Genomic DNA, 15,953 nt, shown 5'->3' with positions numbered 1-15,953 from the left:
ACCCGGCGAGCGGTGAGTTGGCCGCACAGGCCCTGCAGGAATCGTCGGACCCGTCGGACCCGTCGGATTCGGTACGGGGCGATGGCGCATGTCGTCTGCACACCGTGCAGTGCCAGAGTGCGCAGACGCAGGAGTGCCGCGAGTCCTTCGGGGTCGCGCTCGATTCTCTGGGGGGCGGAGGAGTTGCCGTGGAGTTAGTCTCACGTTGATGCAGCTCAGCGACTTGGTGGCTGAGTCTATGCATCACGACACCTGTGGTGCTAGCGCTCGATCCGGTGAGTACGTTGCCGAGGAAGCACGTTCGACGCGGTTCAGGACACCCCACACTCCGGGCAGGTGGCAGCCCTGTTACCTTGCACCGCCCGGGCCCTCGCGCCTGCCCGCCGCATCCGCCGCCAGTGCCGCGAACGGCACACCGAGGGGTTCAGCCGAGATACGCGCCAAAGGGGCAATGAGTTGATCTTGGTGTGACTCAATGCGTGGTCAGCGCAGTGATGCCGCAGTAAACGCGTACACCTCGCCCCGGCGGCCGGAATGGTCTGCCGCAGGTCGCGACGGTCACGGCCGGGGCTCCGTCGCAGTAGATCCGGCATTTACTGCGGCAGTTGCGAACGCGTCCCCGCGATCGAGCACCCGCCCTAATGTGCTTCTGCAATGCGGACTTGAGGTGAGGGGACTGTCAGTGCCCGACGTGGACCAAACCTGGCGCCAGGCTGTTTGCCTGGGTCATGCCCCCAGATCCTCCGTCACGGGCAGGCACTCGGCGAGCAGGTCGACGACGTCGCGCCAGGCTCGCTGCGCGTGCTGTGGGTGGTAGCCGACGCCGGGGACCGCGGGGTGGTCGACCGGCGGGTGGTGGAAGGCGTGCAAGGCGCCGGCGTAGACCGCGAGGCGCCAGTCGACGCCCGCGGCCTGCATCTCGGCGGTGAACGCGTTCCGTTGCGCGGGCGGCATGATCGGGTCTTCCGACCCGACCCCGGCCCACACCGGGCAGCGAATGCGCGCTGCCTCGCCCGGTCGGCCCGTGGTGGTTGCGTTGACTGTCCCGATCGCGCGCAGGTCGACGCCGTCGCGCCCGAGTTCCAGCGCGATGGCGCCCCCGGTGCCGTAGCCGACGGCGGCGATCCGGTCGGGGTCGGTTCGCGGTTCGGTGCGCAACACGTCGAGTGCCGCATGGCCGATGCCCCGCATCCGGTCGGGGTCGGCGAGCAGCGGCAGGCAACGGGCCAGCATCTCCTCGGGGTCGCCCAAATAGCGCCCGCCGTGAAGGTCGAAGGCCAGCGCTATATATCCCAGTTCGGCGAGCGCATCGGCCCGGTGGCGCTCGACGTCGCTGAGTCCCATGCCCTCTGGTCCGAGCAGCACCGCGGGCCGGCGGTCGAAACCGGCCGGGAGCGCGAGGTGCCCGATCATCGTCAAACCGTCCGCCGGGTACTCGACCGTACGCGTCGTGATCGTCGTCATGAGACTGGACTGTAGTGATCGTCGAGCCCGGTTCGGTCGGTGTTCCGCCGCTGGCAGAACAGCGTGCGTGTCCCTCGTGTCCCTCTGAAATACGGGGGCCGAGCGCTCAGGGCTTCAAGATCATCTCGTTGCCCCTTCGGCGCGTACCTCGGTCACACCCCACCGACGTGCAGAACACCGCCGCCTTCACCGTCGGCACCAATGGGTTACCACAGTCACGGCAGAGCCGCGGCCCGGGATCGTCGTCCGTGACCACGACCAGCCTCAGCCAGGGCGCTCCATCCCTGCCCACGGGACCACCATAGGGGCCCAGTCAAGGCAAGCCGAAATCCCGTGGAGCCCACCTGTATGGCGTGGAATGATCTTGGCGACTGCCGACGAAAGGGAAGGCTGAAAACGTGTACGTACCGTCATCTGCACGAGCTCTCGATCATGACGAGCGTGAGCTCGTGGAGCTGGCACGCCGCACCATAGACGCGCATACGGACGCCGGGCCCGACGAAGACGGGATCCACACGATGGGGGCTGCGGTCATGGCCGCCGACTACCGGATGTTCGCTGGCGTGAACCTCTACCACTTCACCGGCGGCCCCTGCGCCGAACTCGTGGCTCTGGGAGCCGCACGAGCCCAGGGTGCCCGCCAGATGCGCTGCATCGTTGCCGTGGGAAACCACGGGCGGGGGGTCATCGGCCCGTGCGGGCGCGATCGGCAGGTCTTCGTGGACTACTACCCCACCATGCGCGTCATCGTGCCCACGCCCGCGGGGCCCAGGTCCGTTCTCGCCGCCGACCTGATGCCGCTGACTCAGCGATGGACCCCGGAAGGCATGAACGGTCTCGACCCATCGCTCTACCAAGACCCCGAGACGGCCGGTCCCCCGATCATCCGGTTCAACCCCCGCTACCTAGAAGACGTCCGCTCTGGCGCCAAGACCAAGACCACTCGCTTCCGGGACCCGGCCCAGCTCGGGCCGGCACGGCTGGTGTTTGAAAGCGACCCCGAAGTCGTCCTGCCGGCAGAGGTGACCGGCATCAGGCACTGCCTGGTCAGCGACCTCACCAACCAGGACGCCCAAGCCGAGGGGCTGACGACCGCAACCGAACTCCGGGAAGGCCTCAAGGGCCACTACCCAGATCTGGCGGGAACCGACGAAGTCGACGTAATCACCTTCCAGATCAACGACAAGACAGGCGCCGCTTAAACCGCGGAGGCACCAGCGACGACTGGGACGACCGCAGCAGCGAAGAAGACGACGCCAGCGAAGAAGACGACGCCAGCGAAGAAGACTCTGAAGCTGGTCGACGCATGATGACGCCCGACCGGTTGGGGTGGGATGCGGCCAAGGACCATGCCAGTGAGTTCTCGCTGCGGGGGTGGTCGCCCCCGCAGAGCAATCCGGCTACCCGGATGCTGATGAGTTGAGGGCACGAGTCAGCTCTCGGTTGGCTGCGCGAGCGGCCTCCAGCTCCTCCGTTCGCTCGTTGAGCTCCCCTTTCGTGTGGGCGAGATCTTGTTCTAGCAGCGTGATGCGTCGTTGGAGCTGGTCGACGTCGACAGGTGCCCCGAGCCCGGAATCGGCCCAGACACTCTCGCCAAGCTGAGACGACGGTCGGTTCTCCAGCCGGCGAACCCGTGCTGCCAGTCGCTGGCCGCGTTCGAGCGCGTACGCGAGGTCGGTCTGGGAGCGAAACCCGGCTGACTGCTGCCATTCGTCCGTCCTCGACCGCGGTGCCAGCAGCGAGGTGGACACGTTCGAGCAGGTCCTTGTGCGGTAGAGGAAGGTTCGGTCGACGCGGGCCGCGCGGGCGAGCCCCGAGACGGTGATGTCACCCCCGGCCATCACCGCGGTATCGAGGGCCTTGAGGACGCGTGCGCGGCGTCGGACCGAGTCGGCGCGCTTCCCGTCGATCATGGGGTTGGCCATCCGGTGGGCCTTTCCGGGCGAAGATCCTCGGGCGGCCCGATACGGGGCAGTCCGAGGGCCACGACACGACGGGTTCGGCGGACTAGCGCGACCGCGTCCTGGATGTGGAGCTTGTCCTCGTCGGTCAGCTCTTCGAGGTCGACGCGGTGGACCAGGCGCCGGACCCGGGTGATTGTCGCATTCCCGGATGTCGGGAGTTCTGTGGCCCGCTGCCGCCCGGGGAGTGGGGACTGCGCGCCATCAGCGCGGTGTCGGCTCGCGGGGTCAGATGAGGGCGGCGGCCAGCAGGGCGAAGGCGGCGATGATGACGGCGACGCGGACGTAGTGGAAGCGGTCCCAGCGGTTCATCTGCTGCTTCCAGTCGGCGGGCCGGTTCTCGGGGGTCCACGTCTTGCTCCGGTTGTTGATCGGGACGAGCAGCAGGAGCGACATGATCACGCTGAGGATCAGCAGTGCGCCGGCGGTGACGACGAGGCCGGCGCCGGGGCGGTGCCATCCGGCGATGGCCCATACCGCGACGAGGGCGAGCGAGCCGATGTACCAGACCGGCATCACGGCACCGAGCATCCGGCCCCCGTGGGCGCGGCCGAGTTGGCCACTGTCCTCGGGGAGGGCGTTGAGGATCGGGTTGATGACGAAGGCGACGGAGAACTCCACCCCCACCATCACGCCGACGACCACGGTGGTGAACACCTCGAGCGCGTTGAGCATGATGACCCCTCCAGATATCTAGCGTTGCTAGCTGATGAGACAACGCTAGTACTACTGCCGCTCGATTGTCTAGCGATGCTAGGATCGAATCATGTCGGTACAGGAACGCAAGCAGCGCGAACGGGCGGAGCGTGAGCGCCTCATCGTGGCGACGGCCCGCGAACTCGCCGAGCGGCAGGGCTGGGACGCGGTCACCACCCGCCGGCTCGCCGAGCGCATCGAATACAGCCAGCCCGTCCTCTACAGCCACTTCCGGGGCAAGCGCGAGATCATCGGCGCCGTCGCCCTCGAAGGCGCCGCCGAAATGGCCGCGGCGCTGCGGGCCGCGGCCTCCGCCGCAGACGGCTCCCGCACCCGGGTCACCGCCCTCGCCCGCACCTACCTCGACTTCGCCGAACGCAACCCGGCGGTCTACGACGCCATGTTCCAGCTAGACGGCGGCCTGGCGTTCGCGCACGAGGACACCCCACAACCTCTGAAGGACGCCTTCGCCGCCCTGCTGGAGACTCTCAGCGAGGTCGCCGGCGACGGCGTCCACCCGGGACTGTTCACCGAGGTGTTCTGGGCGGCCCTGCACGGGCTGGCCACCCTGACCCGGACGGGACGGCTGCCGCCTGGAGACGCCGAGCGGAGGGTGGAACTGCTGGTGAACCGGCTCGCCATGGTCTGACACACCGTCCCGGCGGGCACGCAGTCGGGGGTCCTCTGGCCCCGTTGCCTGCCTGCGGCATCGCTTCCGGTCGCTCGCGCCCACACGGCGCAGCCGCAGATCGCCGGGCCCCCTACCCAAGGCGGGCACCCGCCCCGGAAGCCGCGGTACTCATGATCACGACCCGATACGCGCCCTAGAACTGGGCCCTGTCCCCGACGTCCCTCACCCTCTCGCAGGACCTGCCGGTCCGTTCCCCTGTGACGGACCGGCAGGTGCACGTCTCCCCCCGAGCCTAGGACCGGGCCGCGCCCCCGCATGTGCATCGTGTGCAGGCTCCGTTGATCTTCCGTGCAGACGGTCGAGCCCCGGAGCGGCGTGGCCCGCCGGTCGGCCCCGCCCGCTGGCGCCGCGCGCAGCGGTGCGGTCCGCTGGTGGCGTGAGCATCCCTCCCGGCCGCGGCTGGTGGACCGGACTCCCGCCCGCGGCGGGAGCCGCCGTCATGGCGGCCGGCATCATCTCCGTCGGCCTGCACCTGACCGGGTACGAGACGGCCTCGCTGGTCGCCCTCGTCCTCTCCGTAGCCCTGTGGCTCGTGCTCGCCGCCGACTTCACGGCCCGGCTGGTGGGCGACCACGGCCGGTTCCGCGCCGAGGCCGACACCCCGGCCGCGCTGACGGCCATCGCCGCCACCACGGTCATCGGCACCCGGCTCTCCCTGCTCGGATGGCAGACGATGGCGGCCGCCCTGCTCGCGATCTCCGCGGCGCTCTGGCCCGGGCTGCTGCTGAACGTCGTACGGCACTGGGGGCGGCGGATGCCGGGGGCGGCGTTCCTCGGCTGCGTGGCCACCCAGGGCCTGGCCGTCCTCGCGACGGCCGTCGCCGCCGGCGGCCACGACTGGCTGGACTGGGCGGCACTGGCCGCCTTCTGCCTCGGGCTGGTGCTCTACGTGGCGGCCTTCCTGCGCTTCGACCTCCGCGAGGTGGTGGGCGGCGCGGGCGACCACTGGGTCGCGGGCGGGGCGCTGTCCATCTCCGCCCTGGCCGGATCCAAGCTCACGGCGTCACCCGTATGGACGGGCACGGCGCACGAGGTCCTGCGCGACGTCACACTGGCGGTGCTCGCCCTGTCCCTCGTCTGGTACGTCGTCCTCCTCATCGCCGAACTGCGCCACCCGCGGCCGCGCTACGACATCCGGCGCTGGGCCACCGTCTTCCCGCTCGGCATGACCGCCGTGGCCTGCCTCTCCGTGGCCGACCCGGCAGGCGTCGGCTGGCTGCTCCCGCTGGGCGAGGTCCTGCTGTGGATCGCCGTGGGCGCCTGGCTGCTGACCTTCGCCGCGCTCGTCTCCTCCCACGCCAAGGCCCGCCTCGGCCCCCGGCGCCCGCCCGGCCCGGAAACGACGGCCCGATGACGACGCCTCACCTCCTGCCCGGGCACGAGCCGGAATGCACCTCGGCGGTCGCGAACAACACGCCTCCGTCGCGCACTGGTCCCGTACCGGACGTACGACCTGATCACCTGCGTCCACGGCAGCGCCGGCCCGGCCGTCGGGCCCGACTCCACCGGGCAGCCGCCTTCGCCTCGCACTACGAGGCCGTTCCGGTGGCGGCCGTGGGGGCCCCTCAGTAGGGTCCCGGCATGGCATACACGTTTCAGGTGACCATCGACTCGGCCGATCCGCACACGCTCGCCGACTGGTGGGCGGACGCCCTCGGCTGGGAAGTGGAGCCCAGCGACGAGAAGTTCATCCGCAGCATGGTCGAAGCGGGGCAGGCGACCGAGGCGGACACCGCCACCCACCGCGGCACCCTCGTCTGGAAGGCGGGCGCGGGCATCCGGCACCCGGAGGGCCTGCAGCGCGCCCCCCGCATCCTCTTCCAGTTCGTCCCGGAGTCCAAGACGGTCAAGAACCGGGTCCACCTCGACGTCCGCACCGGCGCCGACGACCCGCGGGCCGTGGTCGAACGTCTCATCGCCAAGGGCGCCCGGCACCTCCACGAAGGCAGCCAGGGCCCCAGCACCTGGACGACACTCGCCGACCCCGAGGGGAACGAGCTCTGCGTCTCGCGCTAGACGCCCCTAGGCTGCCCTCGTGAACGTCATCCTCTTCGGCGCGACCGGCATGCTCGGCCGGGGCGTCCTGCGCGAATGCCTGCGTGACGAATCCGTCGAGAGCGTCCTGGCCATCGGACGCACCCCGCTCGGCGTGAGCCACCCCAAGCTGCGCGAGCGTGTCCAGGCGGACCCGTCCGACCTGTCCGCCGCGGAGGTCGACCCGACCGCGTACGACGCCTGCTTCTTCTGCCTCGGGGTCTCCTCCGTCGGCATGAAGGAGGAGGAGTACCGGCGCGTCACCCACGACCTGACGCTCGCCGTGGCCCGGCCGCTGGCCGCCGCCAACCCCGGCCTCACCTTCGTCTACGTGTCCGGCGAGGGCACGGACAGCACCGAGCGGGGCCGTTCCATGTGGGCCCGGGTCAAGGGGAAGACCGAGAACGACCTGCTGGAACTGCCCTTCCGCGCCTACATGTTCCGCCCCGGCATCGTCCAGCCGGTGCGCGGCGTGCCCTCCAAGACCCGGCTCTACCGCGTGCTCTACGCGGTCACGGCGCCGCTGGTCCCGCTGCTGCGGCGGATCGCGCCGAACCTCGTCATCACCTCCGACACCTTCGGCCGTGCCATGATCGCCGTCGCCACGCCCGGCACCCAGGTGCCCGGCCACATCCTGCGCCCCGCCGACATCAACCGCCTGGGCGCTGCCCCGACCAGGCAAAACTGAGTACCGGACACACCCTTCCGCAGGTGAGAATGAGCCATCTCAATCCGGGAGGAACCCATGAGCCAGGAGACCCTGACTCTGCATGACCTGCTGCCCGCCCAGGCGCTGGCGGCCTCGATCGACGCCGGGTACGTGACCCGCAAGTCGCACCCCGAACTGCCGCTGTCCATCTACACCTACACGCGGACGGCGCAGTACGAGCGCGTCTGGGACCAGGTCACCACGCGCTGCCGCGGACTCGTCGCCGACGACACCACCGGCGCGATCGTCGCCCTGCCGCTGCCGAAGTTCTTCAACGTCGGCGAGCACGAGGCGGGCATGCCGTACGCGCCCGCCCTCCCGGACGAGCCGTTCGAGGTGTACGACAAGGTCGACGGCAGCCTCGCCGTGGTCTTCCACTACGCGGGCCGCTGGCGGGTCGCCTCCAAGGGCTCCTTCATCAGCTCCCAGGCGACCTGGGCCCAGCGGCGCCTCGACGGCAAGGACACCTCCGAGCTGCGCCCGGGCGTCACGTACCTCGCGGAGATCCTCTACCCGCAGAACCGCATCGTCGTGAACTACGGCGACCGCCGGGACCTCGTCCTCCTCGCGGCCTTCGGCCCGGACGGCGCCGAGGTCCCGCTCGCCGAGGCCGCGCCCCACTGGGAGGGCATCGGCTCCGTCGTCAAGGTGTGGCCCGCCATGCCCCTCGACGAGCTGATGGCGCTGACCGAGTCCAACACCATGCCCGGCGGCGCCGCGGCCACCGGCACCGACGCCGAGGGCTTCGTCCTGCGCTTCGCCTCCGGTGTGCGCGCCAAGGCCAAGCTGTCCGAGTACGTGCGGCTCCACGGGGTGCTCACCGGGGTCAACGAGCGGGACATCTGGCGCAGCCACGGCATCCAGCGGTTCGCCGGCCTGCCCGTCAACCGGCTCGCGCAGGGCCTCAACTGCACCGCCGCCGAGGTCGAGGCCTCGGGCGGCAAGCCGCTGGACGCGCTGCTGCAGCAGGTGCCCGACGAGTTCGACGCCTGGGTGCGCGAGGTGATCGCCCGCCTGGAGGCGCGGGCCGCGGCGCACGAGCGCGCCATCGACGAGGCCTACGCGGGCCTCGTGCACCTGGCCGCCGACCGGGGCGCCTTCGCCCGCGCCGTCAAGGAACTGCCGGACCGGGGAGTCCGCCCGGCGATGTTCCTGCGGCTCGACGGCCGGTCGACCGAGCTCACCACCTGGCGCCACGTACGGCCGGAGGTGGCCGACTCGTACACCACCGACGAGGAGGGCCGGGAAGAGCCGGAGGGAACGCGCCGGCCCTCGACCGGGGCCGCGCCGCCCGCCGCCGTACCGGCCGCCGCCCGTCCGGTGGCCCGTCCGCCGGCCCCGGCACCCGCCGTCCGGCAGCCCGCCGCGCGCAACGACGTCGCGCGGGAGACGGGTCCGCAGGATGCCGAGGGCGTGGCCGAGGAGGCCGTGCTGCCCGTCGTGCACGTCATGACGGGACTGCCGGCCTCCGGCAAGACGACCGCGGCCCGTGCCCTCCAGGCACGGTCCGGCGGCCGGATGCGCCGGGTCAACCTCGACGACCTCCGGGCCATGCTCGACCTGCCGGACCCCACGCGGAGCCGGTCCTTCGCGCACGAGCAGACCGTGCTGGAGGTCCAGGACGCGGCGGTCCGCGCGGCCGTGGACGGCGGCTTCGACGTGGTCGTCGACAACACGCACCTGACGAAGCACATCCCGAAGCGGCTCAAGGCGGCCGTCGGCGGGCTCGCGACCTTCGTCGTGCACGACTTCACCGACGTCCCGCTGGAGGAGTGCCTGCGCCGCGACGCGGCCCGCGAACGGCAGGTGGGCGAGGAGATCATCCGGATCCTGGCCGAGAAGCACGAGAAGGCCCGCAAGGGCGGCTGGCGGCTCACGGCGGAGTGGCTGAACGGGACGTCCGGCACGGCGGCCGTGCCGCCCGTGACCGCGTACGTCCCCGATCCGGCGCTGCCGGCCGCGGTGCTGTGCGACATCGACGGCACCCTCGCGCTGACGGGCGACCGCGGGCCGTACGACTTCTCGCGCTGCGAGCTCGACCTGCTCAACGAGTCGGTCCGGCACGCGCTGGACGCCTTCAAGCGGGCCGACGGCGACGCCATCGTGCTGCTGTCGGGGCGCAGTGAGGAGCACCGCCCGCAGACCGAGTCCTGGCTGCGGCGGCACGGCGTGCCGTACGACGAGCTGTGGATGCGGGCGGCCGGTGACACGCGCCGCGACGACGTGGTGAAGGCGGAGCTCTTCGACGCGCACGTACGCCACCGCTACGCGGTGCGGATGTCGCTCGACGACCGGGACCGCGTGGTCGCGGTCTGGCGCCGGATGGGCCTGCCCACCTGGCAGGTCAACTACGGGGACTTCTAGCCGTCATGCCGGGCGTGCTGATCGTGGACGGCGCGAACGTCGTCGGCTCGGTTCCCGACGGCTGGTGGCGGGACCGCCGGGGCGCGGCCGAGCGGCTGCGCGACCGGCTGGCCGGGCGGGGCGGCGACGAGGAGATCATCCTCGTCGTCGAAGGCGCCGCCCGGGGCGTCGAGTCCGTTCCCGGGGTACGCGTGGACGCGGCCCCCGGGAGCGGCGACGACCGGATCGTGGAGCTGGCCGCGGCCCACGCGGACCGCGGCTGCGTCGTGGTCACGGCGGACCGGGAACTGCGCGAGCGGGTCCGGGCGTACGGCGCGGAGTGCGTGGGGCCCCGTACCGTACGCCCGGCGGACTGACCCGGGGTCAGCGGCAGTACCTGACCTCGGAGAGGTTCTTGACGTAGCGCGCGGAGACCCAGCGCTCCTTCTCGTAGGCGGCGCGGCCGGCGCTGTCGGTGCCGTTCAGCAGGTCCTCGTCGTCGTACAGCCGGTACCAGATGCGGTTGCCGTCGACCTTCTCGCCGTACTTCTTGCACTCGAGCTCGAGCTTGTTGCTCGGGTACACGTGGCCGAGGGACTGCGACTGGGTGGTCGGCTTGCTGCGGACCTTCAGCGGGCCCTTGGAGACGACCTTGCCGATGGCGTGCCTGTAGTCGGGGTAGGTGCCGGGCTGGCCGTCACCGACGACGATCTCACGCGGCGGCACGCTGTCATCGTCGTCCGCGACGGCGGCGCCCGCTCCGGCCAGACCGAGAACCAGGCTTCCGGCGGCGAGAGCGAGGATGGTTCTGGTGGGCTTCAGCATGAGCCGGCTCCTCTACGAAGACGTCCGCCCGGCCGCGTCGCGCGGCGCGGTGGTGGCAACCAGGCGGTTGCCAGGGACGACTATGACGAGGGCGCGAGCCGTAGCCCCGCTGGCTCACCGAGCTTTAGCCCGATATGACCAATCTGTCCCGTCGCGGCGAGGCGGCCGTGCCCGCCCCCGAACGGGCACGGCCGCGCAGCGGGGCCCCGGGGGGACAGGGCCGGTGCCGGCCGGTGAACCGGCGCAGGCAAATCTACGGGCGGACCGCGCCCGGCCGCGCCCATCCACGGGGTGAGACCGGCCTACCACCTTGGGTGTCGACGCTATACAACCAAGGGTGTACACAAGGGGGGTTGATGTGCACTTCGTCAGACATCCGGCCGCGGTCCGGATCCGCGCCGGGCTTCCGGCCGCCGGCGAGATCGTCTACGCCGCCGGCCCGCTGCGCCCGCGCGAGGTCTCGGCCCGTGCCGCGACGGGGAGGGGGTGACGCGGATGCCGTCCGTACTCGTCGTCGATGACCAGTTCCTGATCCGGTCCGGACTGACCGCGCTGCTGACCGCCGCACCGGGCTACGAGGTCGTCGGCGAGGCCTGCGACGGCGAGGAGGCGGTCCGGCTCGCCGCCGAGACCCGGCCCGACGTCGTCCTCATGGACATCCGGATGCCCGGCACCGACGGGATCGCCGCCACCGAGCGGATCCTGGCCGGCCGGGAGGACCCCTCGGACGGCGGGCCCAAGGTGCTGGTCCTGACCACCTTCGACTCCGACGAGCACGTCTTCCGGGCGTTGCGGGTCGGCGCCAGCGGCTTCCTCGTCAAGGACACCCCGCCCGAGCGGCTGCTCGCCGCCATCTCCACCGTGCACGCCGGCGAGATGCTGTTCAGCCCCCGGGCCCTGCGCGGACTGATCGACACCTACGCCGCCCCGGCCGCCCGCGCCCCGCACCCCGGCCTGGACACCCTGACCCCGCGCGAGCACGAGGTGCTCGCCCTGGTCGGCGCCGGACTGTCCAACGCCCAGATCGCCGTACGGCTCGTCCTCAGCCCGGCCACCGTCAAGACGCACGTCCACCGGTGCATGAGCAAGCTGGCGCTGTCCAGCCGCGCCCAGGCCGTCGTCGTGGCCCACGAGTTCGGCCTCGCCGCCCGAATGCCCTGACCGCGCGGCTCCCCGGATGCGGGCGGCGGCGGCCCGGGCGAGAGTGGGTGCCATGGGTATCGAAGACTACGGCGGCGGGGCCGGGGCACAAGAGACCGGCGTACTCGTCGTCACGACCAACGACGTCCCCGGCTACCGGGTCGAGCGGGTCATCGGCGAGGTCTTCGGCCTCACCGTGCGCTCCCGCCACCTGGGCAGCCAGATCGGCGCGGGCCTGAAGTCGATGATCGGCGGCGAGCTGAAGGGCCTCACCAAGACGCTGGTGCAGACCCGCAACCAGGCCATGGAGCGGCTCATCGAGCAGGCGAAGGCGCGCGGCGCGAACGCCGTGCTGATGATGCGCTTCGACGTCACCGACGCCGCCGACGTCGGGACCGAGGTGTGCGCGTACGGGACGGCCGTGGTCCTGGTCCCCGCATCCACCTGACCCACCCCCTCCGGACGCTCCGCGCGCAGTTAAGTCCAGGACGGCGCTCCGCTTTGTCCATGGGCCTGCCCGGCCCCGGTCCGCAAGCTGGCAGATCAGTGAGCGGACCGCCCGGGGCTGCGTGCCGAGCGGTCTTCCGCCAAGGAAGCGCCGACTCCCGGAGGTCCGATGCGCACCCCCCTGTGGCCCGCCGCAGCCGCGGTGGCCGGTCTGGTCGCCACCCTGCTCGTGGCCGCGCCCGCCGCCCCCGCCGTGGCGGCCGCACCCGTGACGATCACCTCGCCCGAGCTGTCCGTGAGCGTGGACAGCGGTTTCCCCCGGGTCATCGGATACACCCGGCGCGCCACCGGGGACCTGCTGCACGGCAACGAGGACCCGCTGAGCGCCGTCCTGGTGAACGGGACCACCTACACCCCGGCCGTGACCTCGGTCCCGTCCGCCTCCGCCGTCGACTACGCGCTCACCTTCTCCGGCGTGACCATCAGGGCCCGCATCTCGGTGGCCGGTTCGACCGTGGAGTTCAAGGTCACCGCGATAGAGGACACCGCGGCCCTGCGCGTCCGCAGCCTCGCGATCCCCGACCACCACCTCGTCAGCGTCCGCAGCGACCAGCCGGGCGCCGCGCTCTCCACGGCGACCATGCACACCGCCACCACCGGCACCGGGGACACCTTCACCCCCGTGACCGCGAGCACGCCCGTCGAGGCCGCCGCGACCACGGTGATGTACGGACTGGTCAACACCGGCAGGCTGGCCGCCGCCATCGACTCCAACTCCCTCTACGACACGCCCTCCGGCTCCACCGCCCGCGAGAACGGCCGGATCAGCAAGCGGGTCACCGACAAGGGCGCCTACCGCCGCGCCGGACTGTGGAGCGGCGCCTGGCTCCACCGTCCCGCGGGCGCGGCCGACACCGACACCGAGCCGCTCCCGTACGCCCGTATCGCCGTCACCGCAGACCGGAACGCGGACTCCGTCGTGGACTGGCAGGACGCCGCCGTCGCCTACCGGGACATCTGGACCCCGCCCACCGGCTGGCAGGACACCGCCGACCGGGTCGTACAGCGGATCCCCTTCAACTTCGCCTCGCAGGCCACCCATCCCTTCGCCCAGACCCTCGACGAGACCAAGCGGGTCGGCCTGGCCACGGACGGCCTCGGGCAGTTCGTCCTCCTCAAGGGGTACGCCTCCGAGGGCCACGACTCCGCGCACATGGACTACAAGAACATCGGCTCCAAACTGGGCGGCGCCGCCGGCCTGAACACCCTCACCACCGCCGGTCACGCCTACAACGCCGACTTCGGCGTGCACATCAACGCCACGGAGGAGTACCCGGTCTCGGCCACCTTCGACCCCGCCCACCACAGCGGTGGACTCGGCTGGGACTGGCTCGACCAGTCGTACTACGTGGACACGAGGAAGGACGGCCAGTCCGGCGGGCGGCTGAAGCGCCTGCGGGACCTCAAGGCCGCCGCCCCCGCACTCGACTTCCTCTACGTGGACGTCTGGTACGGCGACGGCTACGTCTCCCGCCGACTCCAGCGCGACATCGCAGGGCTCGGCCTCCAGCTGGCGACGGAATTCCCCCACACCCTCACCGAACAGTCCCTCTGGCACCACTGGGCGGCCGACGTCGACTACGGCGGCAGCGACCTGAAGGGCATCAACTCCACCATCGCCCGGTTCATCGCCAACCACGCCAAGGACGACTGGATCGCCCGCGACCCGCTCCTCGGCGGCGCCGAGGTGACCGCCCACGAGGGCTGGCAGGGCAAGAAGGACTTCACCGCCTTCCTGAACACGACCTTCGCCGTCAACCTGCCGACCAAGTACCTCCAGGAGTCCCCGGTCGTGAAGTGGACCGCCGACACGGTCACCCTCGCGAACGGCACCACCGTCACCACCACCGTCACCACCACCGGCACCGAGCGCCGCGTCACCACGGCCGGCCGCACCGTCCTGTCCGGGGACGCCTACCTGCTGCCCCGCGGCGGCAAGCTCTACCACTGGAACGACAAGGCGGGCGCCACCACCTGGACCCTGCCCACGGGCTGGACCGCTCCCAAGCTCTACCGGCTCACCGACACCGGTCGCCGGCTGGTCGGCGACCTCGCCGTGAGCCAGGGTCAGATCACCATCGACGCCGCCGCCCGCACCGCCTACGTGGTCACCGACGGCGCCGCGCCCGCCCAGGCCGACCCGAAGTGGGGCGAGGGCACGCCCGTCAAGGACCCCTCCTTCTACGCGGGCGACCTGAACGCCTGGACCGTCACCGGAACCGGCGCCGCCGTCGCCCGCAACGCCCAGGGCCAGAGCGAGCTCACCTTCGCCCCCGGCACCACCCCGGCCGTCTCCCAGCAGCTCACCGGGCTCGCCCCCGGCACCCACGCCGCCTCCGTCTGGGTCTCCACCCCCGCCGGCCGGGCCGCCACCCTCACCGTCACCCCGGCCGGCGGCGCCGTGGCCTCCGTGTACGCCGACTCCTCACCGCTGGCCAACAGCCTCGGCGGCAGCGAGAAGAACGGCACGAAGATGCAGCGCATGAAGGTGTTCTTCGACGTCCCCGCCGGGCAGTCCACCGCCACCCTCAAGCTGTCCGCGGCCGCCGGATCCGGCACCGGCACCGTCTACCTGGACGACGTACGCGTGGTCCCCTCCGCCCGCACCCCGCTCGGCGGCCACTTCTTCGCCGAGGACTTCGAGGACGCCGACGCCGGCTGGGGCCCCTTCGCCTTCGGCGGAGCCGGCGGCTCCGCCACCGACCCGCGCACGCACATCGCCCAGCGCAACGCCCCGTACACGCAGGCCAGGTGGAACGGAAAGCCGGTCGACGACGTGATCGGCGGGCAGAACTCCCTCAAGTCGCACGAGGAGCGGACCGGGCTCGTCTACCGCACCCTCCCGCAGACCCTGCGGCTGACCCAGGGGCGCTCGTACAAGGTGACCTTCTCCTACGAGAGCGGCTTCAGCGGCGACTACCGGTTCGTCACGGGATCCGGGACCACCGAGACCGCCACCGCCCTCGACCAGGCCCGTACGCCCACCACCTTCACCCGGACCTTCACCGCCGGAGCCGACGCCTGGATCGGCGTACGGAAGGTCACTCCCGAGAACTCCCACAACGAGGCAGACCTGATCCTCGACGACCTGACGGTGGACGACCTCGGACCGGCCGGCGGCGGCGAACTCCTCGTGCCCCAGAGTCGGATGAGCGTCAAGGCGGTCGACAGCCAGGAGACCGCCGGGGAGAACGGAGCCGCCGCCCACGTCCTCGACGGCGACGCCGCCACGATCTGGCACACCCAGTGGTACGCCGCCACCGCACCCATGCCGCACGAGATCACCCTCGACCTCGGCGCCGCCTACGACGTATCCGCCCTGCACTACCTGCCCCGCCAGTCGCAGAGCAACGGACGCGTCGCCGGCTACCAGGTGTTCACCTCCACCGACGGGACCACCTGGGGGACGGCCGCGGCCGCCGGGACCTTCCCGGACACGACGGCTCAGCAGGACGTCTCCTTCACGGCGCGCACCGCCCGCTACGTCAGGCTCAGGGCCACCAGCGAGGTGGCCGGCAATCCGTGGACCTCGATCGCGGAACTCAACATCGGATACCGGCCGTAGAAGCGGGCTCCGGCAGGC

General features: G+C 71.4%; 15 protein-coding genes. 11 read left to right on the top strand and 4 right to left on the bottom strand.

What is annotated here, in order from left to right; all coding sequences use genetic code 11:
* Window positions 1–726: 726 nt before the first annotated feature.
* On the bottom strand, window positions 727–1,464 hold the full coding sequence (locus tag RIU97_RS03105) for a dienelactone hydrolase family protein (protein ID WP_404953180.1): 738 nt from the start codon (window positions 1,462–1,464) through the stop codon (window positions 727–729).
* A 449-nt stretch (window positions 1,465–1,913) separates the two neighbouring features.
* Between RIU97_RS03105 and RIU97_RS03100 the strand changes: the two genes are divergently transcribed.
* The gene (locus tag RIU97_RS03100) at window positions 1,914–2,666 is read left to right on the top strand and encodes an ASCH domain-containing protein (protein WP_319724179.1); all 753 of its coding nucleotides are present in this window, start codon (window positions 1,914–1,916) and stop codon (window positions 2,664–2,666) included.
* A 198-nt stretch (window positions 2,667–2,864) separates the two neighbouring features.
* Here the strand turns inward: RIU97_RS03100 and RIU97_RS03095 are convergent, their stop codons facing one another.
* Window positions 2,865–3,389 carry a hypothetical protein gene (locus RIU97_RS03095; protein WP_404953179.1) on the bottom strand — a complete coding sequence of 175 codons (525 nt, stop codon included), beginning with the start codon at window positions 3,387–3,389 and terminating at the stop codon, window positions 2,865–2,867.
* A gap of 264 nt (window positions 3,390–3,653) precedes the next feature.
* The gene (locus RIU97_RS03090) at window positions 3,654–4,100 is read right to left on the bottom strand and encodes an anthrone oxygenase family protein (protein ID WP_404953178.1); all 447 of its coding nucleotides are present in this window, start codon (window positions 4,098–4,100) and stop codon (window positions 3,654–3,656) included.
* Between the two features lie 91 nt (window positions 4,101–4,191).
* Here RIU97_RS03090 and RIU97_RS03085 point away from each other — a divergent pair, with 91 nt between their 5' ends.
* The 6 genes from RIU97_RS03085 to RIU97_RS03060 all read left to right on the top strand — a co-directional run bounded on the left by RIU97_RS03085 (window position 4,192) and on the right by RIU97_RS03060 (window position 10,275).
* Window positions 4,192–4,770 (top strand): TetR/AcrR family transcriptional regulator, encoded by a 579-nt coding sequence (locus tag RIU97_RS03085; RefSeq protein ID WP_404953177.1) that lies wholly within the window; start codon window positions 4,192–4,194, stop codon window positions 4,768–4,770.
* A gap of 418 nt (window positions 4,771–5,188) precedes the next feature.
* Window positions 5,189–6,166: a tellurite resistance/C4-dicarboxylate transporter family protein gene (locus RIU97_RS03080; RefSeq protein WP_404953176.1), complete on the top strand. Its 978-nt coding sequence runs from the start codon at window positions 5,189–5,191 to the stop codon at window positions 6,164–6,166.
* Between the two features lie 227 nt (window positions 6,167–6,393).
* Window positions 6,394–6,828, top strand: a complete 435-nt coding sequence (locus tag RIU97_RS03075; RefSeq protein WP_404953175.1) for a VOC family protein — start codon at window positions 6,394–6,396, stop codon at window positions 6,826–6,828.
* Between the two features lie 19 nt (window positions 6,829–6,847).
* Window positions 6,848–7,534: an epimerase gene (locus tag RIU97_RS03070; protein WP_404953174.1), complete on the top strand. Its 687-nt coding sequence runs from the start codon at window positions 6,848–6,850 to the stop codon at window positions 7,532–7,534.
* A 57-nt stretch (window positions 7,535–7,591) separates the two neighbouring features.
* Window positions 7,592–9,919, top strand: coding sequence for an RNA ligase (locus tag RIU97_RS03065; protein WP_404953173.1), 2,328 nt, complete (start codon window positions 7,592–7,594; stop codon window positions 9,917–9,919).
* Window positions 9,920–9,924: 5 nt separating this feature from the next.
* A complete protein-coding gene (locus RIU97_RS03060) occupies window positions 9,925–10,275 on the top strand; it encodes an NTP pyrophosphohydrolase (protein WP_404953172.1) in 351 nt (116 codons plus the stop codon).
* Between the two features lie 7 nt (window positions 10,276–10,282).
* On the opposite strand, the gene RIU97_RS03055 is transcribed toward RIU97_RS03060, so the two are convergent.
* Window positions 10,283–10,723 carry a hypothetical protein gene (locus RIU97_RS03055; RefSeq protein WP_404953171.1) on the bottom strand — a complete coding sequence of 147 codons (441 nt, stop codon included), beginning with the start codon at window positions 10,721–10,723 and terminating at the stop codon, window positions 10,283–10,285.
* A gap of 358 nt (window positions 10,724–11,081) precedes the next feature.
* On the opposite strand from RIU97_RS03055, the gene RIU97_RS03050 reads away from it, so the two are divergent.
* The 4 genes from RIU97_RS03050 (at window position 11,082) to RIU97_RS03035 (ending at window position 15,935) form a co-directional block, all read left to right on the top strand.
* On the top strand, window positions 11,082–11,213 hold the full coding sequence (locus RIU97_RS03050; protein WP_404953170.1) for a hypothetical protein: 132 nt from the start codon (window positions 11,082–11,084) through the stop codon (window positions 11,211–11,213).
* A gap of 5 nt (window positions 11,214–11,218) precedes the next feature.
* Window positions 11,219–11,884 carry a response regulator gene (locus RIU97_RS03045; protein ID WP_404953169.1) on the top strand — a complete coding sequence of 222 codons (666 nt, stop codon included), beginning with the start codon at window positions 11,219–11,221 and terminating at the stop codon, window positions 11,882–11,884.
* A gap of 52 nt (window positions 11,885–11,936) precedes the next feature.
* A complete protein-coding gene (locus RIU97_RS03040) occupies window positions 11,937–12,311 on the top strand; it encodes a YbjQ family protein (RefSeq protein ID WP_361766478.1) in 375 nt (124 codons plus the stop codon).
* A gap of 168 nt (window positions 12,312–12,479) precedes the next feature.
* Complete coding sequence (locus RIU97_RS03035) at window positions 12,480–15,935, top strand: endo-alpha-N-acetylgalactosaminidase family protein (RefSeq protein ID WP_404953168.1); 3,456 nt, start codon at window positions 12,480–12,482, stop codon at window positions 15,933–15,935.
* Window positions 15,936–15,953 lie beyond the last annotated feature (18 nt).

Origin of the sequence: Streptomyces sp. 147326 (genome assembly GCF_045000215.1) — a bacterium.
Lineage (GTDB): Bacteria > Actinomycetota > Actinomycetes > Streptomycetales > Streptomycetaceae > Streptomyces.
The sequence above is the reverse complement of the archived record's forward strand: the minus strand, read 5'-3'. Positions and strand labels throughout refer to the sequence as shown.